The sequence below is a fragment of the Butyrivibrio fibrisolvens genome (assembly GCF_023206215.1).
GTDB classification, from domain to species: Bacteria; Bacillota; Clostridia; order Lachnospirales; family Lachnospiraceae; genus Butyrivibrio; species Butyrivibrio fibrisolvens_C.
This window is the reverse complement of record NZ_CP065801.1, coordinates 13,862-37,948: the sequence shown is the minus strand read 5'-3', so window position 1 is coordinate 37,948 and position 24,087 is coordinate 13,862. Positions and strand designations below refer to the sequence as shown.

Genomic DNA, 24,087 nt, shown 5'->3' with positions numbered 1-24,087 from the left:
GAGGATAGATTCAAGAAATAAAACCTCTCTAATTTCCCACTTGAACGGTGCAGTATCATCAAAGCCTTTGATGATACTGCACTACCCAAGCAGAAAGTCTGCAAAAACTGTAATTTTTTGCGGCTTGACTATATAGTTTCCACATTACAAGAGTTTTATGCTATTATTATTTCTGATAAAAAAATACGGGTTTGCTGTCACTAAAAATAAGAAGGCAGTATGTGACTTTTTTAGTCGTTTACTATAAATCATTGCCTTATGAAATCCTCAGCTGGTGCGCTGACTCGTTTATATTTAAATTGGGAGAAAAACGACTATGGGTAAGAAATCAGTAAGACCAAATAAGAACCTTTATATGATAAGTAGAGAGTCACTTGATCTTACAAGAGAGGATGCTGCAGAGCTCACAGGCATTTCTGCAGATCGTCTTGAGAAAATCGAAAATGAGAAATCTTTGCCACATCCGGACGAAGTACTGATGATGGCCAAGTATTATAAAAATCCTTCTATTAATAACTATTTCTGTTCACACGAATGCCCTATAGGACAGCAGTATGTACCTGCTATTCCTAAAAAAGAGCTTTCACAGATCGTGTTAGAGATGCTTGCATCTCTCAACAATATGAATCGTGAGAAGGAACGCCTTATTGAGATCACAGCTGATGGCAAGATCGGCGATGATGAGCTTGAAGACTTCCATAATATTCAGGAGCAGCTCTCCAAGATCTCTGCATCTGTAGAGTCACTGCGCCTCTGGGTTGAAGAGATGATCGCCAAGGGCAATATTACTGCCAGTTCTTCACGTCAAAATTAATGATATTCTCAGTTGATATAAGATAGGTATCTATAGTATAGGTTTTTTCTACAGTTTCTCCATCGAGAATGCTGTACATGACTTCAACAGCCTTTTGTGCTATAGATACCGGAGACTGAGCCCCTGTTCCTTTGACAGGAGAATCTTCTTTGATAAGTTCCTGCTTTATTAAGGGCGATCCATCTACGCCGTAGATACAGCAGTCCTTTATTCCCAGCTCATTTACAGCTTTTAAAGCACCAAGTGCCGTAGGATCGTTTTCTGCGAAGATAGCTGTAATATCACTTTTTATATTCAGAAGCTTTTTGGTATTCTCATAAGCTTTTTCTTCATCACCGCTGCAATCATATATTGAGAATATATCAAAGTCATGCCCCATGATAGCGCTTATAAAACCGTCAACTCTGTCTCTGGCAGATCTTGTAGACGGAGCATCGAGGATTATGATAGAACCACCATCCGGGCATCTTCTTACAAGGTCATCGCCAACAACTTTTCCTGCATTATAATTATCAGAACCAATATAGCTGTCGATATAGGAGACATCTTCTACTTGTGCATCAAAACATACAACAGGTATATAAGCTTCTTTTATCTTCTTAAGAGGAACTATTACCTTTTCAGAATCTACAGGATTGAGAAATACGCCGTCGATGTCCATAAAGGCCATATCTTCAAGCTGTGACTGCTGTTTGGATATATCATTTTCACCATCATACACGATGAGGCTGTCACCTCTTGCTTCGACAAGAGTAGTGATCTCTTCAAGTATAGTGGCAAAATAAGGATTGCTTCCATCCATGCAGGTATATGCGAAGGTATAATGGTCATCTTCAGAAGAAGTATTTAGATCAGTGGTATTATTATTTCTGCATCCCGTAAGAAGAAGCAGTGACAATATCATAGTAAATATGCTTGGAATCTTAAGTATGTTTTTGATATTCATATCTTTAATCTTTTTGATAAAACCAAGGATAACAGCAGTTACAAGGCTTCCGATCATGATAGAAAAGAAGTAAAGAACAGGTTTGCCAACTATAAGAAAAACAAAAATACCACCATGAGGAGCCATAAGAGTACAGCCAAAGAGCTCAGACAGTGTTGCAGACACGCTTGCGCCTATCATACAGGAGAACATGACCCTTACGATATCTGATAGAAGATAGGTGATGGCACCTTCTGTGATAAAGGCAAGTCCCATGATAAGTGTAACGCCGCTTCTTCGGCGTTCGGACTCTGAGAACCTGTTGGCAAAAAGAATCGTAGAAAGTGCGATACCGCAAGGCGGAGTCATACCTGCCGCCATGATAAAAGCCATGACGTCATATTCTTTGTTCATAATAGCAGTGGTTCCAAAGTAATACGCAGCCTTGTTGACAGGTCCGCCCATGTCGCAGCCCATCATAAGACCGCCTACAATGCTTAGCGGAAGTTTGCCAAGTCTTGCAATAGCGCCAAGCATTTCTGTAAGTGCAGAATTAAAGATATTTGCAGTCGGAATGACCATAAAGTACATCAAAAAGCTTATCAAAAGAAGACTTAGCACCGGATATATGATAATAGCAGAGAAGGCATTAAATGATGAAGGCAATTCTTTGACAAAGTTCTTCATAAGCTTGACGCTGTATCCTGCAGCTATTCCTGCAAGAAATGCCCCCATAAAACCGGCATTACCTACATATGCAATATATCCGCCCATGAAACCTGCGACAAAAGCTTCATATCCGCCCAGATACATCGCAAGGAATGCGGAGAACACAGTGAACATGAAATTAAAAGTCATATCTCCCAATGTCTTGAAAGAAGCTGCAAACTCTGTTATAGAACCAAAGCTGCTAAGCTGGCTTGCGTCAAGAGTGCTGATGTCAATACTTGCAGCATCTGTAAGGAAGGCAAAAGCAATTAAAATGCCGCCGCCAACAGCAAATGGAATCATATGATTGACACCATCTACGATTCCGCCAAGGACCTGCTCATAGATATTTGCATCTGAATGGGCGATAGATACGTCCTCGTAGTGGATGTCCAGGAAGTTATCAGCATTTCCGGATGCTTTTTTACCTGAAGCAGTAGATTTTGAAATATCAAAACTCTTCTTAGGGCTATCAGATACTTTACTAGAAGTGTTCGAAAGAACATCAGCACTTCCGGAAGTATCTGATCTTAAAACATCCGTTTCATTATCCGCAAGATCGTTATAATCAGTCAGTATACCTCTGCCGTTATTTTTGGATGCATACAAAGCTGCGTCTGCTCTTTCCATATTCTTGGTAATATCGCTACTGTCAATGATACTGGCCATACCAATACTAAGAGAAAGAGTTATCCCTTCAATTATCTGGGCTTTATTCACATCTTTCATAAGGTCTGTAAGGATTCTTTTAGCCTTTTGGACTGAATCACCGCTTTGAGACTTGATGATACCTATAAACTCATCGCCGCCCCACCTTCCGGCTATAATATTGGAACCTTCAAGCTCTTTTAACTTAAGACCTATATATTTCAGGGCAGTATCACCGGAAGCATGACCATTATTGTCATTTATGCCCTTGAACTTATCAACATCGATCATGAATATGACTGCATCTTCGAGCTTACCTTTCTGGTTCATCTCGTTGTAACGCTCTATAAATGATTTTCTGTTAGAAAGGCCTGTTAATTCGTCAGTTGTAGCCATCCTTACGATCTGATTTCTATAAGACTGGATAAAAGAAGTTACGATCAGGATTATTACTATGAACGCATTGACAAGAAGTATATTAAGAGATACTGATACAGTATTGTTGTCGATTATGGTCACATCAGAAGGAATTGCGCTGACAATAAGAGTGTACCCGGTAGAACCTATCTCAAGGGTCTTGTATATAGAATTCTCAGAATCCATGGCTCCGCGAGCGAAGATATATGTAATGTCACCGTTTGGATCGGTCACGATTACATCCATGTTGTAATAGTCTATGAAATCCCTTATTATAAGATCCCAATTCTCGAAATCTAATATCTCGAGATTGTGTTCAAGTGAACTGGCATTGGAATTAATATATTTTTGCGCAGCTTTCTCAGACTCATTATCATACATAAGAGTAGTAATGAGGATGCAGGAAGCAAAAGCCACTATCAATATGATATCCAATATGATAACTCTGGATAGATCGCTTTTATGAGCTTTGTCCGGGTTCATTATCTTCTCCATAAGTTACATATAATGATTGATCGCATCAAGATCATAAATCCTTGAACATAATGTTCAAGAAGTAACACCTTATAAGTCTTGACCAATTAGTCACAATAGTATATCGGCAAACAGCTCATTAAAATTCAGCACAATTGCAATATTGTACACGAAAAAGTGATAAAATATAGGAGGAGAAAAGAGGTCTATGCAAGGAGGAGTCTATGGATAAAAATCAGGTTATTGAGATCCTTACTACTAAAGGTTTTAGAGCGCATGATACTAACGGAATATTATATGTTGATCTTGAAGATATAGCTCCGGCGTCTATAGAGAAGATAAGGACTATGCTTAAAGAGCTTCATTACTGCAATTCATGGGGAGTCAAAAAAGTACTCGTAGGAGCACAGCCACCTAGTAATGTCAAAGTAATTGATTCTTCTGCCCAAAATAATACTATTGAGGATGAAGAATCTGACGATAATAATGACATATATCCAGAAACTAAGGAAGTTTTAGATAACACTGTTTTAGATAATAGATATAGGTCAGAGGATGAGATGGGTACGAAGAATGAGATAAGCACAGAAGATGAGGACCAGGATCCGGATCTTGATGATGATATGACTTTTGATGAGAATTCACCATTTGAGCAGGTTTCATTATTTGATATTATGAGGTAGGCGTAGGGCACTTTGCTCGTATGTAGAAGTAAGCGTTATAATATGTTGTAATTCATTTATCAGTGCTTTTTAGGAAGCGAATATGAATTTGTTGACATGGCTTTTCTAAATCGGCATAATGAAATCTCGGGCAATGATCCTGGCAGCTATTATGCCGGCATGCTTAAAAACTTCAATAGGACATAGCATTAAAATGTACAAAGTAATCGATTCTAATATAACCGAAATAGGGCGCTTTAAGATTCATATGGACCATCTTGAAAGAAATGGAAAGACAGGTCCATATTCTTATGTTTCCATGAAAGCCGGAGTACATGTGCTCCCAATTATAGATGGAGATAAGGTCTGTGTACTAAGACAGTACCGTTATCCCATTAAAGACTGGGATCTTGAATTCCCCGGAGGGGCTATGGATGAGGGCGATTCTAAGGAAGAAGCCGCCAGACGCGAGTTATACGAAGAAACGGGTTATATAGCGGATGAGCTTATATATCTTGGCGATATATATCCGTCTCCCGGTTACTCAGATGAGATAGTACATCTTTTTGCTGCGCATTGTCATAACAAAGAAAAAAGGAATCTTGAACCGCTGGAAGTGATAGAGCACAGACTCCTTAGTATTGACGAAGTAGATAAGATGATGGATAGCGGCGAGTTCAGATTTGCAGGAGCGATCATTGCATGGAACAGATATAAAAAATTGAGGTAGGATGTTTGGAAGATAATATTTTAAAACAGGAACAGGAACATTTAACAACTACATATAATAAGCTCCTTAAGATAAGCGAGGAGCTGGATGAAGATATCAGAAAACTTGATAGTCAGGCTACAGAAGAAAAAAATGACATTAGAGACAATATAAGACTTGATTTTGCCGATGATGAAACAAAGGCAGAGACATACGGAGAGCTGGAAGTATGGAATAGATATATAGATACCTATAACGTACAAAGTGAAGCGCTTCGTAACAAGAAGACACGTATTGAGTCACTGTTAAAAGCACCTTATTTTGCCAAGATAACGCTTCAGTTCGACCCTTCAGAAGAGCCGGAAAGCTATTATATTGGCAACGTTGAGATGTCAGAAAACGGAGCAACTCCTATTGTTGTAGACTGGAGAAGCCCTATAGCTGAAGTTTATTATAATCAGGAGAACGGACATACGTTTTATGAGGTAAATGGCAACAGGATAGATGTTGATCTTCAGCTTCGCCGCCAGTTCGATCTTGATAGAGATAAGCTTAATTCATATTTTGACACACAAGTCGCAATAGAGGATCCGCTTCTTCTCAGATCACTTTCAAAACAGCGCTCAGACAAGATGCAGTCTATAAGTGCAACTATTCAGAAAGAGCAGAATGCTGTCATAAGGCATCCTGACGTTCCGGCGCTTATAGTATCCGGTATTGCAGGATCCGGCAAGACATCAGTACTACTGCAGCGTATAGCTTACCTTTTCTTCAAACAAAGAGAGAATCTGCGCCCGGATCAGGTCTATATGATCACTTTAAATCCGGTATTTCGTGAATATATCGATAGTGTACTTCCGGATCTTGGCGAGTCCAATCCCAATACACTGACCTGGCAGGAGTTTATGGACTCTTGCAGCATACCTATGGCAGACAAGAACCCGGCTGCAACAGACGCCAGGGACCTTGAAGCAATAGATGATATGTTGTCTTTATTGGTACCTGATGATGGCGACTTCCTTCCTGTATATCAAAAGGATGAGCTGATATTGTCCAAGGCCGAAGTCCAATCTGTTGTTGAGAAATATAACGAGACGATCCCTATGGGAGTACGCCTTGTGCAGGTAGTAGCAACAGAGCTTGAAACAAGAGCAAGGAAGGTATTCCGCTCCAGAAAAAGAGATAATAAGGAGCAGCAAGGAGAAGAGAAGGCTGCAGAGAATCAGCTCGAAAATGATTTTGGCGGAGCCTTAAAGACAATCAGAAACTGCGGATGGCTCAATTACAATGCTATCTCAAAGCGCCTAATAGGCCATACACCATCTGCAATAGAATGGTTCTATCTTAAGATGTCACTTACAGGAATGTGTGATCGTAACGCACGTTATTGTATGGTGGATGAAGTTCAGAACTATACTAAGGCTCAGATGATGATCCTTAAGAAGTATTTCCCAAGAGCTAAGTTCATGCTCCTTGGTGATGAATTCCAGGCAATAAGACCAGGAACTGTAACCTTTAAGGAACTGGAGTCTCTTTTCTCAACAGATAAAAAGAGCACTGACACTATATCACTACTTACAAGTTACAGATCATCGCCTGAGATCACGCAGCTCTTCACATCACTTCTTCCGGAAGAAGTAAGGATCAACACCCAGAGCGTCCAAAGAGAAGGAACCAAGCCTCTTATCAAGGCTTGCAGTAGTGAAGAGTATAGAGATTTCCTTCTTGATACTATACGAACAAATACAGATAGTGAGGGACTTCTTGCAGTAGTATGTCAGAACAAGAAGAGCATTAATGCGGTAAAAGATATCCTTGGACAGGATGCGCCTCAGGTTATAACAGGAGATAAGAAGCTTCCTAAGGAAGGTGCTATCTTGATAGAATTGTCGCACGCGGCAGGACTTGAATTTGACTGTGTCGTGATACCTGATGCTGATGCGTCACGCTATCCTGATGATAAGCTCTCTAAACACCGCTTATATACAGCTATGTCAAGAGCAACCCGTAAGCTCGCGGTATTGTCTGACGGAGCGATGACACCATTGATCCCATGACATAGAAATGCATCCATGCATTTCTGGACATGTCTTGGTTACATCCTGTAACCGACATAGAAATGCATCCATGCATTTTTTGGCATATCTTGATTACATCCTGTAATCGACATAGAAAATGCATCCATGCATTTCTGGGCATGTCCTATAGAAATGCGACTAAAAAAGCAGGTAACCTTTTGAAGGTTGCCTGCTTTTTAATGACTTGTTTAATGATCAGTGTTTTTATCAAACCAGCTGTCAAAGCCTGTCTCCAGAGCCATGTACTTATTTAGAGCTTCGGGGCTTTTGTCGGTATCAAAGGTTTCGTCAGGAGCGAATCTTACATAGAAGTACATGCTCTCTACGGGTTTATTATTGTTGACGCTGTATTTCTGAAGCTTAGAAGCCCATGCGCCAAATGTAAGCTCATTCCACTTGTCGGCGCCATTGGACATGATCATAAGATCACCATGGCCGGTAGAGAAGCTTAGTTTGCACCAGTTTAGATCTCTGCCCACAGTTTCTTTGCAATAATCTTTGACAAGCTTGAAAGTCTTACCTATAAGTTCCTGCATATCATTGGGATATAGAGACTCTCTTTTTTGCGGGTCAACTTTTGATACTTTGACACATATACAGAACATACGCGCAGTAAGCTGATCAGCTTTTGGGGGAGCTTTGGGCTTTGGCTTTCCCATGCTCTGAAGCTGATTTTCCGCATCCTGGAGACTTGTTCTGAATGCAGTCCACATATCTGCATTTATTGGATCACTTACTGCCTGAAATACTGCGTGAGCTATCATTTCTTCAAGATTTTTTTTGATCTGGTCTGTTGTCATAGTGTCCCCTTTAAAAAAGCGATTAAAAAGTATGGCAATGATCTATATACTATCCGTAAGCGGAAAACTTTAGTAAATGATTTTTTTGCATTTGATAAGGCGCTTTCTATAAATATCGGCAGGATAATAGATAATATAAAGAATATACATATATCATATTTTAGTAATCTACACAACTAAAAAGGTATGCCTAATAGTAGGTCATACCTTTTTTACAGGTTGGATTAAGATATCAGTTTTGATATCAAATGATACATCGACTTCGTCACTGGGGCGTCAAAGCACTTTATACTCATGCTTGACATCGAATTTCTTTTCAAGAGCATTCATCATAATATTCATGGCAAGATTTGCCTTTTTTTCAAGATCATTGTGGATGATCCTAAGTCCTTCCATACCAGGCATGTTGCCATACGTACCGGAGATGACCACTACGTTTTCGTCATTTGTAAAGCGGGAGATGATCATCCCAAGATAATCTCCGTATACAAGGAGCTTTTTGCTTTTTAGTGAAGAGAGATCTTTTTTTGTTAATTTATCAAAAAACAGAACTCTGTCTTTGCCAAAAACAGACGAGATATATGTGCTGTATCCTTCATTGAAACAGCTGTCTGTAAGAAGGTAGTAGTCTTCTTTGAACATTTCTGCGGCTTTATCTGCAATCTGCTCAAAATCAGTATGTATCTGGTAGAAAAGAAAATCATTGATCATCATGTCAAGGCACATAATAGGGATAAAATAACTGCCTGACATGATCTTAAAATCTCTTTCGTGAAGATCTATTGCAATGATCCCGTCAAGCCCTTGAACAGGTTCGTATCTGTCGATATCAGGCTCTAGCGGAAGCAGCACACAGTTAAACTTCATGCGTTCAAAGCGTTCTGCAAGAAGATTTATAAGCTGCATGATCTGGGCATTTCGCGAAGGGGTTCCTGCCATTACAGGATGTAAAAGGGAATTCCCGGAAGTACAGGGATGTACTTCTATCCCAGTCAAGATGCTGTAGATGATACCAATTGTATAGCTGCTTTTTGTAGTGTCATTATTTTTATATTTTTCCGGAATCTGGTAGTTTAGGATATTAGCCACCTGAAGGACTTTTTTCTGGTGGCGTCACTTATCTTGGTTCCCTCTTTATCATTTAAAACATATGAAACAGTAGCCACGGATACACCTGCTTTTTTTGCTATGTCTCTTACAGTGGCTTTTTTCTCTTTGGCCATTTTTTAACCTCATGTCGCGAGTGAAACGAGTGACTAATGGTTCAAATTGGTGGAGCTCGCGACACCAATTTGGGTTTGAAAGTGGAACACTTTCAAACTTAACCTCACGTCGCGAGTGAAACGAGTGATGGTTCAAATTGATGGAGCTCGCGTCATCAATTTGGGTTTAAAAGTGGAATACTTTCAAACTGGTGCTCTTCCTTTAGATTGCATTAGTTAAGTTAACAAGTTAACCCAATAATACCAAAAATATGCCATATTGACAAGTTTGGGCAAAAGTGATATTTATAATTTAACAGTTAAGTTAACAAGGTTAACAAAACGCGCTGATCAATTTAAGCACTGATCAATTTAAACACCGATCAACTTAAGCACCGATCAATTTAAGCACCGATCAATTTAAGCAACGATCAACTTAAACAACGATCAACTTAAGCACCGATCGATTTAAGAAACGATCAACTTAAACATCGATCAACTTAAGTCACGATCGGCGCAAAAATCACATGATACAAACAAGGGAGGCAAATATGAAAAAGAATAACGTATTATCTAAAGTCGCAGCTCTTTTAACAGGAGTAGTTCTTACAGCAGGATTGCTGACAGGATGCGGAGATACTTCCAGTCAGGCCGGTAGCGCTGCAAGTACTGCAGAGACGATAACAGTAACATTTATGAATCAGGACGAGACTATCGGAACAGCAACAGCTAACGTCGGAGAAGTTCTTGATAAGTCTTCATATGAAGCATTTGAGACAGCAGAGTCAGGTGAATTTAACGGATGGTATGAGACACCTTCATATCTTGAATCCAGCAAGAAGGATCTTAAAACAGATTCTTTTACCAAGGATACAACTCTTTATGGAGATTTCAGAGCTGCAGAAGTATCTGAAGATACACGTCACTGGTACATTGCAGGAACTTCCAAGACAGGATCACTTGCACTTAACAACTGGGCTGCAGACCTTAGTGATGAAGACAAGGCCCAGTTTGAGCTTGTTCCTACAGGTAATGCAGTTAATGAATTCTCACTTACAATAGATCTTTATGAAGGCGATCAGTTCCAGATCATTCCTGACTGGTCATGGGATGGTCAAAAAGGCTACGGCAAGTTCACACAGATTGATGATACTCAGATGGAGAATGCAGGCGGCCTTGCAGACTCAGTTGACAAAGCTAATGTACAGGTTAAAGAAGACGGCAACTACACCATCACTCTTACAACCAATCCTGACAATCAGGCTCAGGACACGCTTACTATTGTAAGAAATTCTGACCCGGTAGGGGCAAACTGATCAGGAATCCAACTTTGAAAATGTTTCATTTTCAAACCCAAATTGATATTGCGAGCCCATCATTTTGAACTATTAGTGGCTTACTTTGCGCGCAACATGAGGTTAGGTATGAATCAATTAGCATTACAGCACATTACAGATTCTGCATATTGTTTTCCTGTATCAGACAATGAAATTGTTATAAGGCTCAGAACAGCAGCTGATGATATCAAGGATGCTTATATAATATACGAGAGCAAGTACAAGATTGCAGAAAGCCGATACAAAAAGCCAATGACCAAAATAGGTACCGGCAGGATATATGATTACTATTCTATTCGCTTAAAGCTTGATGATACAAGGCTTGCGTATGTTTTTTATCTAAATGACGGAGAGAATTATTACTACTTTTCAGAAGACGGCGCTTCACTTGATTATGATTTTAGTAAGGGATATTACAATTTTTCCCAGTATCCGTATATAAACGAAGCTGACATCCATCATAAGGTTGAATGGCTATGTAATAGCTGCTTCTATCAGATATTCATAGACAGATTCTGTATAGGAGATGATAACAAAGATAAGAGCTATATCAACCTTAAGTGGGGAGATAAGCCAACTCCAAAGAGTTTTGCAGGAGGAGATATTAAAGGGATCATTTCAAAACTTGACTATATCAAAAGTATAGGCTGCGATGCCCTTTATCTTACGCCCATATTCAGATCGCCTTCCAATCACAAATACGACATAGTTGATTACTATGATATAGATGAGCACTTTGGTAGCAAGGAAGATTTTAAGGACCTTGTGGAACAGCTTCATAAGCGTAACATGCGAATAGTTCTGGATGCGGTTTTTAATCATGTAAGTGAAAAAAACGAGTTGTTTCAGGATGTCATCAAGAAAGGCAAAGACTCTGAATATTTTGATTACTTTGTGATCCGCGGTGACAGACCCTGTAAGAATCCTCTAAATTATGAAGTCTTTGCTGGTTGCGATTATATGCCCAAATGGAATACCTCCAACCCGGCAGTGCAGGACTATCTTATCGCAATAGCCCTATACTACATACAGGAGTACGATATTGACGGCTGGAGGCTTGACGTATCTGATGAGATCAGCCACGATTTTTGGAGGAAATTCCGAAAAGCGATTAAATCTGTCAAAAAAGATGCAGCCATAATCGGGGAGAACTGGCACGACGCATCGGTTTACCTTAGAGGCGATCAGTATGACAGCATCATGAATTACGCTTTTACCAAGGCATGCCTTGACTATTTCGCATATAATAAACTGGATGCCACGAAGACGGCACAAAAGCTTAATGACATACTTATGCGAAATACCGATACAGTTAATGATATGATGCTGAACCTTTTGGACAGTCACGATACCGACAGATTTTTAAATGAGGTCAAGGGAGATAAGGACAAACTCTATGCTGCACTCTGCCTTTTATATCTTTTCCCCGGTGCTCCATCCATATTCTACGGTACGGAGTGCTATACCATGGGAGGATATGATCCGGATTGCCGCAGATGTATGGACTGGGAGACAGCTCTTAATAAGGACAATAAGGCAGTATTATTGCTTAGTAAGTTATCCCTAATTAGAAAAAAATGTGAATTCTCTTTTGAAGGTACATTGGTAAATGCTTCACAAGATGGAAGGGTACTGATTTTGAAAAGACATGGCCAAAGAGCAGATGCCGAGCTTTATATAAATCAGACAGATGAGGTAGGTACTTATAACGAATTACAGATAGCCCCCGGGAGTTTCAGGCTATTTGCAGATGGAGGAGAAATATTATGAAATATCAGAAAGTTACTGCTACTGTATTGACAACAGTTATGACCCTTGGAACCTGCGCCTGTGGCAAAAGTCAAGAGACACAGACAGGGACAGGTGAAGGCGGAGAGACTATCACTCTCAGAATCCTCGAAAATGATACGGCCAAATCAGAAGGCTATCTTGATGAACTTTTAAATGCCTTTAATGAAGCCTATAAAGACAAGGGCATTCAGGCAGTTGATGCCAATATGGAAGAATACAGTAATCTTGCAGAAAACGGCCCTTATGGCTATGGCCCTGATGTTTTGTACCAGGCCAACGATAAGCTTATGGCCTATGCAGAAGACAAACATCTCATGGCGATAAACAAAGAGGATTTTGAATGCGCAGACCAGATACCGCAGGAAGCCTGGGATGCATTTTCCGTAACTGTTGACGGTCAGAAGTACACCTGCGGAGTACCGGTTAATGTTCAGGAGCCGATGCTCTTTTACAGGAAAGATCTTCTGCCGGAAGATTGGGAGAGTACATGGGATAGTGATGGAAGCGGTACTCCTGATTTCTTCGAAAACTGGAGCTCCTTATATTCATATTCCAAAGAGCTTTATGAGTCATCTAATGGCGAGAAATTCGGTCTTGTTGCGCCTTGCAATGACCTTTATATGATGGCTGAGTTCATATTCTCATATGGCGGATATGTATTTGGTCAAAACGAAGATGGAAGCTTTAACTCAGAAGATATCGGCTTTGCAGCCGGGGATACAGCCAATGGTATAGCGGCTATGAGACAGTTTGCCGGGATCATGAGCGAAGAGTGCCTTGACGATTCCATCAAGCAGAGCAGATATTCTAAGGTTGCTGATGGATCATATTTTTGCTCAATCTCAACCCCTGACACTTACGTCCTTTTCTATGACAGGTTACAAGAAGTATATACAGGCGAAGGCTTGAGCGAAGAAGAGGCTGACAAGAAGGCCACCGAGAACCTTGGTATGGTCGAGCTCCCCGGCAAGATGCCATCTGACGGTGATCTTGAATCCGGTACAGCAGATACAGACACGATCGTAATGGGCGGCGTGAATGGATATGGCATCAGTGCTTATACAGAGCATCGCGATGCCTGCATAGAATTCGTTAACTTCGCTACTAGCTATGAGATGATCACAAAGAGAGCACAGATCCTTGGAATAGCTCCTACAAGGGGAGACGTAGCAGATGAAATAGGCGGTGTGACAGGTATGATATTTGAGAGCCTAAATGAAGGACATATATATCTCATGCCTTCTGTCAAAGCAGTCGATCAGATCTGGGACCCGATGCAGACTCTTCTGAGCGATGTTGCCAAGGATGCTTTCAGACAGTCCAAAGGAGAAACTGTCAAATACGAAGATACATCGGCAATACAGGATGCCCTTGACAAAGCTGACCAAAGCATCTATGACGCAATCTATACTCTTGCTAATTAAGAGGTGCCGGCATGAAACACAGTAATCTAAAAACCAAATGCTCTTATGTAGTGATGGGACTTGGCCAGTTTCTATATGGTCAGAGGATCAAAGGAATACTGTATATGGGCATTCTGGCAATATATCTTATATATCTTTTTACTCAGGGAATCTCTGACATGACAGGACTCTTCACCCTCGGAACCATCGAGGGTGATCCTTGGCTTGGGACCAAGGGCGATGATTCAATTATTATGATGTTGAAGGGCATCCTTTCATTCATGATACTTGGAGCAGTTATCATTTTTTATCTTTGCAATATCAGAGATATAAAAAATATTCAAAAGCTAGCAGAAAGCGGCAGGAGAGCGCCTGGTTTTCTTAAGTCGGTGGAATCGTTTGTGGACAAAAAATTCTATGTTGTAGCTCTTTTTGCTCCTGTAGTCGGTGTGCTTATATTCAATGTTCTTCCAATTGTCTTTATGATCCTCATAGCCTTTACCAACTACGGCGGCAATATTGTACCGCCAAAGCTTATCGACTGGGTAGGATTTGATAATTTCAAGCAGATTTTCGCTATGTCCGGCATCAAAGAGACATTTTTAGGATTCTTAGCTGGAATATAGTCTGGGCAGTCTGTGCTACAGTCATCAATTATTTTTGCGGTTTGTTTCTTGCGCTGCTTCTTAATAAGAGATGTGTCAAAGGAAAGACCTTCTGGCGGGCATTTCCAATTATCGCTTATGCAGTTCCCGGATTTATAACCCTTCTTGGTTTTAAATTCATGTTCTCTTATGGCGGCCCTATCAACTATTATATTAAGGCTCTTGGCGGGAGCAGCATTGGCTTTCTTGATATCGATGCCGGCAATAAGGCAAGGCTTATAGGCCTTCTTGTAAATGCATGGATATCTGTACCCACATCGATGCTGCTTGCAACAGGAATCCTTTCTAATATGAACAATGAACTGTATGAAGCAGCAAGCCTTGACGGAGCAGGAAGATGGAAACAGTTCACAAAACTGACACTTCCATTTGTTGTCTTCTCAACAACTCCTACGCTTATAACAGGATTTGTAGGCAACTTTAATAACTTCGGTGTGTTCTATTTCCTTAGAGGTGGCCTTTATCTTGACGATTATTTCCTTGCCAGCGATACAGATCTTCTTATCAACTGGCTGTATAATCTTTCAATTGATAATAATTACTATGGAATAGGAGCTGCGGTGAGCCTTATCATATTCGTGATCACATCAGTGATATCGCTGTCAACTTATGTTAATTCATCAGCATTTAAGAAGGAGGATACATTCAGATGAGAAAAGAAAGAATATCTGAAGTGGTTATTACATACATCATTCTCATACTCGTTTCCTTCATATTCTTTTTCCCCGTACTTTGGCTTGTAATGGCATCCTTTTCTGCAACAGGGTCAATATACGATTATGATGGATTTTTCCCAAAGAGCTTTAGTACAGGAACCTATTATAAGCTTTTTAATGATACTGCAATGTATGATTATCCGGCATGGCTTAGGAATACTCTTTTTGTTTCTGCCTGCTCATGCATACTTTCTACAGTGCTTGTGATACTTACTGCTTATACCATGAGCAGATTCAAATTCAAAATGAGAAAGCCTCTTATGAAGACAACTCTGGTACTTAGCATGTTCCCAAGCTTTATGGGGATGACAGCAGTATACCTTATCATGATCAATTTCAATATGATCAATAATCTGTGGAGCCTTATACTGATCTACTCAGCAGGTGCACCTATGGGATATCTGGTCCAAAAAGGATATTTTGATACGATCAGTACATCAATATATGAAGCTGCAACAATAGATGGAGCTTCCAATCCGACTATATTCTTTAAGGTAACGCTGCCTTTGTCCAAACCAATCCTTGTATATACAGCGCTTACTTCTTTTGCATGGCCTTGGAGCGATTTCATACTTCCTAACATGCTCCTTAAGAACAGGGACTTGTGGACTGTAGCTGTAGGACTTACACATCTTGGCGAAACGGAGTTTTCAAGATTTGCGGCAGGTGCCATATTCATCGCAGTACCTATCGTGATCCTGTACTTTGCACTATCAAGATTTTTGGTGGCCGGAGTGTCCGACGGAGCAGTCAAACAGTAAGGTGGTTCCATTTTAATGCCTGTGAGGAATCGGGACTTTAAACTCCAATTACATTTAAAAACAATATTCATAAAAGTGTGATATCATATAGCTAAAGCAAAGGCGCTTACAGATAGTTTGCGCACTTTGCTTTTTTTGTATTTTGAAAAGAAAAAGAAATGAGGAACAAATAATGCAGGACGGTTATTTGAAAGTTGCTACTATTACTCCTATGGTAAGAGTTGCAGATGTGGAGTTTAATACTAAAGAAATATGTAATTGCATAGATGAAGCTCTGGCAAAAAAGGTTAAGCTACTGGTATTCCCGGAGCTTTGCATAACAGGATACAGCTGCCAGGATCTTTTTTTCCAAAATCAGTTATTGCAAAGAGCATTGGAAGGACTTCAAAAAATAGTAAAGCACAGTCAGGGCGCTGACGCTCTTATCTTTGTAGGATTACCGCTTGTTATAGAAGGAAAGCTATACAACGTAGCTGCAGCTATATGTAATGGACAGATCCTTGGAATTGTACCAAAGACCTATCTGCCGGGTTATAACGAGTTCTATGAGACAAGACACTTTCACTCAGGAAGAGACTTAAATACCATGATAAGGATAGGCGAGATGGAAGTAAGAGCATGCACAGATATTATATTTGAGTGCAGGCAGATGCCATCTCTTAGGGTCTCATCCGAGCTTTGTGAAGATTTGTGGGTTCCGGAAAGCCCGAGTATAAAGCACTGTAAAGCCGGTGCTACAGTAATAGTCAACCTGTCAGCTTCCAATGAGATAATAGGTAAGGGAAGATATAGAAGGAGCCTTGTAAGTGCTCAGTCTGCAAGGCTTGTATGCGCTTATCTGTATGCATCTGCAGGCCCGGGAGAATCCACTCAGGATGTTGTTTTTTCAGGCCACAATCTGATAGCCGAAAACGGGACTATTTTAGCGGAGTCTGAGCGATTTATAAAGAACATGACCATATCAGATATTGACCTTGAGTATATCGAATCTGAAAGAAGACGGATGACAACATTTGAACCTGATTGCAGCAGTCAATATACCAAGATCGAATTCACGCTAAATATTGAAGAGACCAGGCTATCAAGATATATAGATCCAAACCCATTTGTGCCTTCCATAGAACAGGAACGGGAATACAGATGTAACGAGATCCTTACTATACAGGCGATGGGACTTAGGAAAAGGATAGAGCATATAGGCTGTAAGAAGGTAGTTATCGGTATATCAGGCGGTCTTGATTCTACACTGGCTCTTTTAGTAACAGCAAAGGCTTTTGATTATCTTGATCTTGAACGCATCGGTATAATTGCTGTGACTATGCCTGGTTTTGGAACTACAGACAGAACATATGATAATGCAGTAATGCTCATCAGGCAGATCGGAGCTTCATTTAAAGACGTGAATATCAGTAAGGCGGTAAGACAGCATTTTGATGATATAGGTCAGGATGAAAATGTTCATGATGTTACTTATGAGAACAGCCAGGCAAGAGAAAGAACCCAGATACTTATGGATATTGCCAATAAGGAAAATGGAATAGTGATAGGAACCGGTGATCTATCAGAACTAGCACTTGGATGGGCAACTTATAACGGCGATCACATGTCGATGTATGCGGTGAACTGTTCTATTCCAAAGACTTTGGTGCGCTATCTTGTGAAGTACTATGCTGATACGTCAGATAACTTAGATCTTAAAAAGACGCTATATGATATTTTAGATACACCTGTATCACCTGAATTGTTGCCTCCGGACGGTGATAAGATCATGCAGAAAACTGAGGATCTGGTAGGTCCATATGAGCTTCATGACTTTTTCCTTTATCATATGCTAAGACTATCCCAAAGTCCTTCCAAGATATACAGGCTTGCAAAACTGGCTTTTGCTGATGTGTACACAGAAGATGTTATCCTTAAATGGGAGAAGACTTTTTATAAGAGATTCTTCTCGCAGCAGTTTAAGCGCAGCTGTCTTCCGGATGGCCCGAAAGTTGGATCTGTTGCAGTATCTCCAAGAGGCGATTTAAGAATGCCGTCTGACGCGTGTGTAAATACATGGCTTGAACAAATTTAGCAATAATACTTATAGTATAAGATAAAAGTCAAAATAATATGTTATTATTATCTATGAAGGCAAAGGCGCTTTTGTTGAGCGTCTTTGCCTGCCTTTTTGCGGAGGTGGATATGGTAACTTTGAATGATTATCTTTATAGTGGGGATACAGTTCTTAGAATAATACAAAAGTACTCGGAAGCACTAAAAGAATCATCTATCGAAACAGGGAATACGGTAGATCTTTTTCATAGTAACTTTCTTCTGAGAATGGAAGAACTCCTCATACATAATGACTTTCTTACATCACAGTCGCAGCGTATCAGGGAATTGTATAAGTACATGACAGATGAATATCCGTTTCTGGCATTTACTTTTAAGGGAAGGATCAAGTCACTTATTCGTGCAGAAGAAAAGTTTAATGCTTATATTTTGAAAATAGTTTATGAAAAATACAAAGATAGCAAAAGTTACCCAGGTCCATCTGAGATAAAAAACAGTATAGATCATTTCAGGGATCTGATAGCGTATAGAATTGTCGTGTCTATGCCAAGATGTCATGTTGCAGATAAAAATGAAAGAGAAGAAGCAGAGATAAAGTATCTTTATGAGATATCTGATATGCTTCCGGATTTTCTTGAAAGGCGGGGATTTAGCGTTGAGATCTCAACAGGGGGAGCAAAGCTTGAATCAGGAAGACTTAGTGAATCAGTAAGACCATACTTTAAGGATTATATTGAAAATCCCGGGGCCTATGGATATCAGTCGCTTCATATTACCTTATATGATAATGAATCAAGAAGCTTCGTGGAGGTGCAGTTAAGAACAAAAAAGATGGATGATAATGCAGAGATAGGCCCTGCAAACCATCTTGGATATGAGAAGCGGCAGGAAAAAGAGCGAAGCCGCAGGAATGCAATACCGCTTGGAGAAAATATATATTTTGATGAGGCATATGAAAGAGGGATGCTTTTGCAACAGTTGGATCTGTCAAAGGTAGATGTAAATATGTTCAGCGCAGTGAATAATAGTCTTATCAACGATGGCTGCGGCCTTTATAGAGGGCGGCTTATTCTTCCTTTCGAACACTTGTCTCGTTTTCAAAATGATGTCAAGTATTGATCGTGCCATGGTGGCTCATAGTAAACGACTATTTTTGAAAATGAGAAAAATATTTTTCTACAATTGATCCTGACTGGATGATTTTTTATGTAAAGTGTGATAGAGATGTAAAAGTGGAAGTTAAATTCCACTTTTTATATCACATATATTAAGTGTGACATTTTCACTTAAAATTTTTTTCTCATCGTTTGCAGAAATGCCCGAATCAGTAATAATAGTATTAAAATCTCTGATATTCCCAAATTTTTTCATAACATGTTTTCCAAATTTGGAATGGTCGACTAAAAGGATGTTATTCTCAGAATTCTTCATGATGAGCTGCTTGATAGAGCTGTCCATTTCTGTACTTGTAACTCCATATTTGGTATCTATGAATCCTGTTCCCAAAAATGCTGTATTAAAATGAAATGTTGATAAGTATGTCATGGTATCAATATCCATAGCACCGCCGGTGGTTTCATTATATTTACCTGGAGCAATGTACAGATTCACATATGGATTGTGGGCGCATTCATGCATTACAGATAGAGAACTTGTCACTACTGTATGATGTAATGCCGGAAGAAAACGAGTCATGAGTAGAACTGTTGTACTTTGATCCAGGTAGATCACATCATTTTCTTTTATATGTTCACAAGCACGGCGAGCAATAGCAACCTTGGCAGAGTAGAACTTTTCTTTTCGAATATCGAAATCATATACCGAGGAAGAAGGGTGGCGGAGTGTAGCTCCCCCATAATGCGAGATTAGTATTCCCTGGTCTTCCATGATATGAAGGTCTCTTCTTATAGTCATATCGGACACTCCATATCTGGCAGCTAATTCTTTGACATTTACTGTTAATGTTTCTTTTAATAATTCATAGATCTGGGCTCTTCGTGTTATGCCTGTAAGTTCATTTTTGTTATTCATAGATAACCTCATGTCGTGAGAAAAACGAGTGACTAATGGTTCAAATTTATGAAACTTTCGTTTTCAATTTGGGTTTGAAAATAAAATAAAACATTTTCAAACTTAACCCACATTTCTGATAAATGTTTAATCTAACAATAATATACCATATAAACGCCAAAAATAAACATCAAAAAACATTATACTGTGTTTATTTGCGTGGTATTATCTATATACTTCAATTGATTATTGAAAGGAATATTTTATGAGTAAGAAAAAATACTTGTTTTTTGATATCGACGGAACCCTTGCTGCAGGCGGCTATGAAAATTTCTATATACCGGATTCAGCTAAATTGGCGATAGATAAGCTAAAAAAAGCAGGACACTTTCTATGTATTGCTACTGGAAGAGCACAAGCTCTTGCAATAGATACAATGAAAGACCTTGGCTTTGAAAATATGGTTAGTGATGGTGGCTACGGTGTAACAATCAACAACTCTCTTATTGGTATTAAACCTCTTCCTAAAAAGGAGATAGTGGCACTAATTAGAGAATGCCAGGAAAAGGGATTTCCTTGGGGAATACAGATAGATAATTCTGCTACAAGAACTGTTCCGGATGACCGCTTTCAGAAAGTCGCACATGATATTTACATGAAACAAAGAATTGTAGAAGGGCTTGATCCCGAGGATTATGAGAATATTTATAAGGCATATGTGGCATGCAGTATAGAAGAAGAGAAAACACTTAAATCTTTGAAAAATCTTCCTTGGTATAGATTTCATGAAAATTACTTGTTTGTTGAACCTTCATATAAATCTGTTGGAATAAAAAGGTAATGGATTATTTTGGTGCAGATTACAAAGATGCAGTAGTATTTGGCGATTCAGGAAATGATATTTCAATGTTTAAAGATGATTGGACCAAAGTAGCAATGGGCAATGCAATACCTGAATTAAAAGAACTGGCTGACTATGTAACAGATGATGTAGATAAAAATGGAATATATAATGCCTGTGAGAAATTAGGCCTCTACACACCTGTTACTTGTTAAAAAATTTTCAGCGTTATCCGAGCGGAGCGTAATGAATATAAAATTAAAAGTACTAAAACTTCCCACTTGGACGGGCCGGCATCCCCAAAGTCTTTGCATGGATGGGAAAGGATAATAAATTGATATTGGTTGTTCCTTAGGCCGGATATCAGTTCATCTTCTGACTTGTTTTCTGAGATTAGCGAAAAGGACAGGAGTTGCCGCTCCTTTCCTTTTCTATGCTGCTTAGTATATTTATCTTCTTCTATGCTGTTTAATATACTCATAGCGGCAAGAAGAGATCATCAAGCGTAAGCACTTCTGATATATGTCCCATATGCGCTGTTCCGGAAGTCCCTTTTGCTGAAATAAGGGTGATTTTTATCGCGTTTTTTGTATTTGTCATATCTTTAAATACTGACTTTTTGTTAATAAGTTCTTTCTCATAATCTGCAGACACAACATATGCAGAATCAGTACATTTAACTTCGCATAAATCTCCTTATCAGGATATACTATGTAATATCTTTATATCATGCAAAAGACCAAATATCTACACAAACAAGCAGATAAATGGTCTTGACAGCACATGAAAAGTATTCGAAGACCAAATATCGGCACTTATGAAGCAATGTGGCTGCGAAAAGTTCGAGGGCGGAAGAGGATCAGGAATAGGCTATTATCATGTTGAAACCAAGCGCATCCTTCAATTTGACGGTCCGCACCCAGGTAATGAACTGTACAGGTATCACGTAAAGATGGATTTTATAATAGAAAGGCCTTGATGACAAGGCTTTTCTTTATTTGTTTCAACTATTAAGATATAAGGGTATGAAACCTTTTCTGAGCAAAATAGGGGAGTCATTTTCTTTCAATGTAACATTTCAAAAATGGCTCAAAGCGAATGCTGGGAAAACATATGGTAATGCCATTGATGCTTATTATGAAATCAAGAGAACGGCAAAGCAGGGGCAGACCGTTATTGGAAAGCAGTTCGAGTATAATACCTATATCAGGGATTTCTTTGCAGATAACAAAGGTGCTTCGCTGGATGATGCTATAAGATGCTGGAAGTATAAGAAGAGCCTCAAAGGTCAAAACAAATATGAGAGATCTGATCTTAAAGTGTTGGAACAGTAAACCGGAATATATTTCAGAATAATCGGCGAAGTATATAGAGGATTGGATCGTTGGAGTAGGTAGATTTTGACAGGCTTGTTTAAATAGAGCCTGCAGTTTTAGCTATATATGATTTGCCGGTTGGAACGGACCTGGAATTTGATTCGGAACGAATGGTCTTTATTGATTCAAATATCGGGAAAGAATATAGATGAAAACAATTACTAATGAACAAGCAAGACAATTTATCCTTTTAAAACAGGGACTGATAGGAACATATCGGTTTATAGGAAAAGATGGAGCATATGAGTATGTGCGTCAGGCAGGCTGCATACAGTATGATCCTGTGGATGTTTGCAGGAAAAATGCAGAGCTGACCTTGCAGTCCAGAGTCAAAGGATTTAAGAAATCTATGTTGCAGGATCTTTTGTATAAAGACCGCAAACTTGTGGACTATGCGGACAAAGAGTTATCCATATGGCCTACGGAAGACTGGCCGTATTTTTCTTCTTACAGGGATCGTAGTAATGAGCTGGGAGATACCTTTGAAGGCCTGGCTGAACTAGAGGAACAGGCTATTTCCTACATAAAAGAGAACGGTCCTGTGTCCAGCGATACTCTGCCTATTGAAGGAGAGATATTCTGGCATTCCTCGATGCACTGGAGTGGTAATTGGCATAAAAAGTCCCAGGCTGCCAGATCTGTACTGGAGCAGTTATATACAGACGGTGAGCTTGTTATACATCACAAAAAGGGCAGCCGAAAGTACTATGATTTGGCTAAAAGTCATATATCTGAGGAAATTCTGAATGCAGATAATCCATGCAAAAATGAAGACGATTTTATCACGTGGCGTGTTCTTCGCAGAATCGGTGCGGTAGGTCTTTTGTGGGATAAAAACAGTACAGCACTTCTTGGAATAAACATAAATGCTGAGAAGCGTAAAGGGATACTTGATAGGCTGACAACTGAGGGGGAAATAGTTCCGGTAATTGTGGAAGGCTTTAAGCCGCTATTTTATTACCGCGTAGAAGATGAAGAGCTGATGAAGCAGGTGCTTCAAGGAGATGCTGATCTTAAGCCCCGAATGTCTTTCATAGCTCCGCTTGATCCGCTAATGTGGGACAAAGCGCTTATAAAGGCTTTGTGGGATTTTCAGTATTCCTGGGAAATATATACTCCGGCTGTGAAAAGGAAATATGGCTATTACACATTGCCTATCCTCTACGGAGATAAGTTCGTAGGGCGTATTGAAGCCATACCGGATCGCAAAGAGGGAATTTTGAGAGTCAAAGGACTATGGTGGGAAGACGGAATCCGTCAGACGAAAAAGCTTAGTGCTGCGTTGGAGCGTACACTAAAGAATTTTGCGAAGTTCAATGATTGTATACTGGGAGAGTAAGGAGAACTTAATAATCTATCTGCATAAAGGGGACGATATTGGCTGAGAAGAAGTATTTATATACGGAAAGGGCGCACTACATGTGCCCCAATATGCACTTTGGCATCGTGGCGGAGATTGGGGCAGAGTTTGATGCGAACAGGATCATCGAGAGCATTGGTGTTCTAAAATCAGCTCATCCGCTTATGAGAAGTCTGATAGCCGAGGAGCAGGAAGCGCCAGAATATATTATGAGGAACAATCGCAACTTGAAATCCCGGTAACAATCAAAAAAGCAAACGATGACTGGCAGACTGATTATGAGGCGGTATCTTCTGCCGGGTGGAACGTTCAAAAGAAAGCACTACTTAAGGTCT

At 39.7% G+C, this 24,087-nt stretch carries 23 protein-coding genes; 18 read left to right on the top strand and 5 right to left on the bottom strand.

The features are described 5' to 3' along the window. The first annotated feature begins 316 nt into the window (after positions 1–316). Positions 317–814, top strand: a complete 498-nt coding sequence (locus I7804_RS17480) for a helix-turn-helix domain-containing protein (protein WP_022755185.1) — start codon at positions 317–319, stop codon at positions 812–814. Here I7804_RS17480 and I7804_RS17475 read toward each other — a convergent pair. Continuing rightward, the gene (locus tag I7804_RS17475) at positions 786–3,995 is read right to left on the bottom strand and encodes a fructose-specific PTS transporter subunit EIIC (protein ID WP_248406146.1); all 3,210 of its coding nucleotides are present in this window, start codon (positions 3,993–3,995) and stop codon (positions 786–788) included. The genes I7804_RS17480 and I7804_RS17475 overlap by 29 nt on opposite strands. Positions 3,996–4,210: 215 nt before the next feature. Between I7804_RS17475 and I7804_RS17470 the strand changes: the two genes are divergently transcribed. The 3 genes from I7804_RS17470 (at position 4,211) to I7804_RS17460 (ending at position 7,414) form a co-directional block, all read left to right on the top strand. Then, entirely contained in the window at positions 4,211–4,669 is a 459-nt protein-coding gene (locus tag I7804_RS17470) for a hypothetical protein (RefSeq protein ID WP_248406145.1), read from the top strand. Positions 4,670–4,862: 193 nt separating this feature from the next. Beyond that, complete coding sequence (locus tag I7804_RS17465; RefSeq protein ID WP_248406144.1) at positions 4,863–5,378, top strand: NUDIX hydrolase; 516 nt, start codon at positions 4,863–4,865, stop codon at positions 5,376–5,378. Positions 5,379–5,383: 5 nt separating this feature from the next. Then, complete coding sequence (locus I7804_RS17460; RefSeq protein WP_248406143.1) at positions 5,384–7,414, top strand: HelD family protein; 2,031 nt, start codon at positions 5,384–5,386, stop codon at positions 7,412–7,414. 209 nt (positions 7,415–7,623) lie between these two features. Here the strand turns inward: I7804_RS17460 and I7804_RS17455 are convergent, their stop codons facing one another. The 3 genes from I7804_RS17455 to I7804_RS17445 all read right to left on the bottom strand — a co-directional run bounded on the left by I7804_RS17455 (position 7,624) and on the right by I7804_RS17445 (position 9,458). Further along, a complete protein-coding gene (locus tag I7804_RS17455; RefSeq protein WP_022755181.1) occupies positions 7,624–8,235 on the bottom strand; it encodes a hypothetical protein in 612 nt (203 codons plus the stop codon). Positions 8,236–8,511: 276 nt separating this feature from the next. Beyond that, a complete protein-coding gene (locus I7804_RS17450) occupies positions 8,512–9,324 on the bottom strand; it encodes a hypothetical protein (protein ID WP_248406142.1) in 813 nt (270 codons plus the stop codon). Further along, positions 9,309–9,458, bottom strand: a complete 150-nt coding sequence (locus I7804_RS17445) for a LacI family DNA-binding transcriptional regulator (RefSeq protein WP_248406141.1) — start codon at positions 9,456–9,458, stop codon at positions 9,309–9,311. Before I7804_RS17445 ends, I7804_RS17450 begins: the two co-directional genes overlap by 16 nt. Positions 9,459–9,988: 530 nt before the next feature. Between I7804_RS17445 and I7804_RS17440 the strand changes: the two genes are divergently transcribed. From I7804_RS17440 to I7804_RS17405, 8 genes are all read left to right on the top strand, one after another. Continuing rightward, on the top strand, positions 9,989–10,753 hold the full coding sequence (locus I7804_RS17440; protein ID WP_248406140.1) for a hypothetical protein: 765 nt from the start codon (positions 9,989–9,991) through the stop codon (positions 10,751–10,753). A gap of 108 nt (positions 10,754–10,861) precedes the next feature. Further along, the gene (locus I7804_RS17435) at positions 10,862–12,544 is read left to right on the top strand and encodes a glycoside hydrolase family 13 protein (protein ID WP_248406139.1); all 1,683 of its coding nucleotides are present in this window, start codon (positions 10,862–10,864) and stop codon (positions 12,542–12,544) included. Next, positions 12,541–13,989 carry a sugar ABC transporter substrate-binding protein gene (locus I7804_RS17430; RefSeq protein ID WP_248406138.1) on the top strand — a complete coding sequence of 483 codons (1,449 nt, stop codon included), beginning with the start codon at positions 12,541–12,543 and terminating at the stop codon, positions 13,987–13,989. The genes I7804_RS17435 and I7804_RS17430 overlap by 4 nt, the downstream gene beginning before the upstream one ends. A gap of 11 nt (positions 13,990–14,000) precedes the next feature. Continuing rightward, entirely contained in the window at positions 14,001–14,594 is a 594-nt protein-coding gene (locus I7804_RS17425; RefSeq protein WP_248406137.1) for a hypothetical protein, read from the top strand. Between the two features lie 41 nt (positions 14,595–14,635). Continuing rightward, a complete protein-coding gene (locus I7804_RS17420; protein WP_248406136.1) occupies positions 14,636–15,286 on the top strand; it encodes a carbohydrate ABC transporter permease in 651 nt (216 codons plus the stop codon). Continuing rightward, the gene (locus I7804_RS17415; RefSeq protein ID WP_027203912.1) at positions 15,283–16,110 is read left to right on the top strand and encodes a sugar ABC transporter permease; all 828 of its coding nucleotides are present in this window, start codon (positions 15,283–15,285) and stop codon (positions 16,108–16,110) included. The genes I7804_RS17420 and I7804_RS17415 overlap by 4 nt, the downstream gene beginning before the upstream one ends. Before the next feature lie 172 nt (positions 16,111–16,282). Then, positions 16,283–18,184 (top strand): NAD(+) synthase, encoded by a 1,902-nt coding sequence (locus I7804_RS17410; protein ID WP_248406135.1) that lies wholly within the window; start codon positions 16,283–16,285, stop codon positions 18,182–18,184. A gap of 110 nt (positions 18,185–18,294) precedes the next feature. Next, positions 18,295–19,284 (top strand): guanosine polyphosphate pyrophosphohydrolase, encoded by a 990-nt coding sequence (locus tag I7804_RS17405; RefSeq protein ID WP_027217119.1) that lies wholly within the window; start codon positions 18,295–18,297, stop codon positions 19,282–19,284. 120 nt (positions 19,285–19,404) lie between these two features. Here the strand turns inward: I7804_RS17405 and I7804_RS17400 are convergent, their stop codons facing one another. Next, positions 19,405–20,208: a DeoR/GlpR family DNA-binding transcription regulator gene (locus I7804_RS17400; RefSeq protein ID WP_248406109.1), complete on the bottom strand. Its 804-nt coding sequence runs from the start codon at positions 20,206–20,208 to the stop codon at positions 19,405–19,407. A gap of 232 nt (positions 20,209–20,440) precedes the next feature. On the opposite strand from I7804_RS17400, the gene I7804_RS17395 reads away from it, so the two are divergent. From I7804_RS17395 to I7804_RS17375, 6 genes are all read left to right on the top strand, one after another. Continuing rightward, positions 20,441–21,016, top strand: coding sequence for an HAD hydrolase family protein (locus I7804_RS17395; protein ID WP_282570540.1), 576 nt, complete (start codon positions 20,441–20,443; stop codon positions 21,014–21,016). Continuing rightward, positions 21,016–21,231, top strand: coding sequence for an HAD family hydrolase (locus I7804_RS19000; RefSeq protein ID WP_282570539.1), 216 nt, complete (start codon positions 21,016–21,018; stop codon positions 21,229–21,231). The genes I7804_RS17395 and I7804_RS19000 overlap by 1 nt, the downstream gene beginning before the upstream one ends. A gap of 602 nt (positions 21,232–21,833) precedes the next feature. After that, on the top strand, positions 21,834–21,995 hold the full coding sequence (locus I7804_RS17390) for a hypothetical protein (protein WP_248406107.1): 162 nt from the start codon (positions 21,834–21,836) through the stop codon (positions 21,993–21,995). Between the two features lie 46 nt (positions 21,996–22,041). Beyond that, positions 22,042–22,350, top strand: coding sequence for a DUF6434 domain-containing protein (locus tag I7804_RS17385; RefSeq protein WP_022759445.1), 309 nt, complete (start codon positions 22,042–22,044; stop codon positions 22,348–22,350). A 190-nt stretch (positions 22,351–22,540) separates the two neighbouring features. Continuing rightward, positions 22,541–23,731, top strand: coding sequence for a winged helix-turn-helix domain-containing protein (locus I7804_RS17380; protein ID WP_248406134.1), 1,191 nt, complete (start codon positions 22,541–22,543; stop codon positions 23,729–23,731). A 38-nt stretch (positions 23,732–23,769) separates the two neighbouring features. Next, entirely contained in the window at positions 23,770–23,994 is a 225-nt protein-coding gene (locus tag I7804_RS17375) for a hypothetical protein (RefSeq protein WP_248406133.1), read from the top strand. Positions 23,995–24,087 lie beyond the last annotated feature (93 nt).

What these genes read in the sequence shown, in the direction of transcription:
- I7804_RS17470 (WP_248406145.1), top strand. Translation starts at nt 4,211, where the DNA reads ATGGATAAAAATCAGGTTATTGAGATCCTTACTACTAAAGGTTTTAGA.
- I7804_RS17425 (WP_248406137.1), top strand. Translation starts at nt 14,001, where the DNA reads ATGAAACACAGTAATCTAAAAACCAAATGCTCTTATGTAGTGATGGGA.
- I7804_RS17430 (WP_248406138.1), top strand. Translation starts at nt 12,541, where the DNA reads ATGAAATATCAGAAAGTTACTGCTACTGTATTGACAACAGTTATGACC.
- I7804_RS17455 (WP_022755181.1), bottom strand. Translation starts at nt 8,235, where the DNA reads ATGACAACAGACCAGATCAAAAAAAATCTTGAAGAAATGATAGCTCAC.
- I7804_RS17475 (WP_248406146.1), bottom strand. Translation starts at nt 3,995, where the DNA reads ATGAACCCGGACAAAGCTCATAAAAGCGATCTATCCAGAGTTATCATA.
- I7804_RS17435 (WP_248406139.1), top strand. Translation starts at nt 10,862, where the DNA reads ATGAATCAATTAGCATTACAGCACATTACAGATTCTGCATATTGTTTT.
- I7804_RS17465 (WP_248406144.1), top strand. Translation starts at nt 4,863, where the DNA reads ATGTACAAAGTAATCGATTCTAATATAACCGAAATAGGGCGCTTTAAG.
- I7804_RS17410 (WP_248406135.1), top strand. Translation starts at nt 16,283, where the DNA reads ATGCAGGACGGTTATTTGAAAGTTGCTACTATTACTCCTATGGTAAGA.
- I7804_RS17390 (WP_248406107.1), top strand. Translation starts at nt 21,834, where the DNA reads ATGAAGCAATGTGGCTGCGAAAAGTTCGAGGGCGGAAGAGGATCAGGA.
- I7804_RS17385 (WP_022759445.1), top strand. Translation starts at nt 22,042, where the DNA reads ATGAAACCTTTTCTGAGCAAAATAGGGGAGTCATTTTCTTTCAATGTA.
- I7804_RS17480 (WP_022755185.1), top strand. Translation starts at nt 317, where the DNA reads ATGGGTAAGAAATCAGTAAGACCAAATAAGAACCTTTATATGATAAGT.
- I7804_RS17405 (WP_027217119.1), top strand. Translation starts at nt 18,295, where the DNA reads ATGGTAACTTTGAATGATTATCTTTATAGTGGGGATACAGTTCTTAGA.
- I7804_RS17400 (WP_248406109.1), bottom strand. Translation starts at nt 20,208, where the DNA reads ATGAGGTTATCTATGAATAACAAAAATGAACTTACAGGCATAACACGA.
- I7804_RS17445 (WP_248406141.1), bottom strand. Translation starts at nt 9,458, where the DNA reads ATGGCCAAAGAGAAAAAAGCCACTGTAAGAGACATAGCAAAAAAAGCA.
- I7804_RS19000 (WP_282570539.1), top strand. Translation starts at nt 21,016, where the DNA reads ATGGATTATTTTGGTGCAGATTACAAAGATGCAGTAGTATTTGGCGAT.
- I7804_RS17380 (WP_248406134.1), top strand. Translation starts at nt 22,541, where the DNA reads ATGAAAACAATTACTAATGAACAAGCAAGACAATTTATCCTTTTAAAA.
- I7804_RS17395 (WP_282570540.1), top strand. Translation starts at nt 20,441, where the DNA reads ATGAGTAAGAAAAAATACTTGTTTTTTGATATCGACGGAACCCTTGCT.
- I7804_RS17440 (WP_248406140.1), top strand. Translation starts at nt 9,989, where the DNA reads ATGAAAAAGAATAACGTATTATCTAAAGTCGCAGCTCTTTTAACAGGA.
- I7804_RS17415 (WP_027203912.1), top strand. Translation starts at nt 15,283, where the DNA reads ATGAGAAAAGAAAGAATATCTGAAGTGGTTATTACATACATCATTCTC.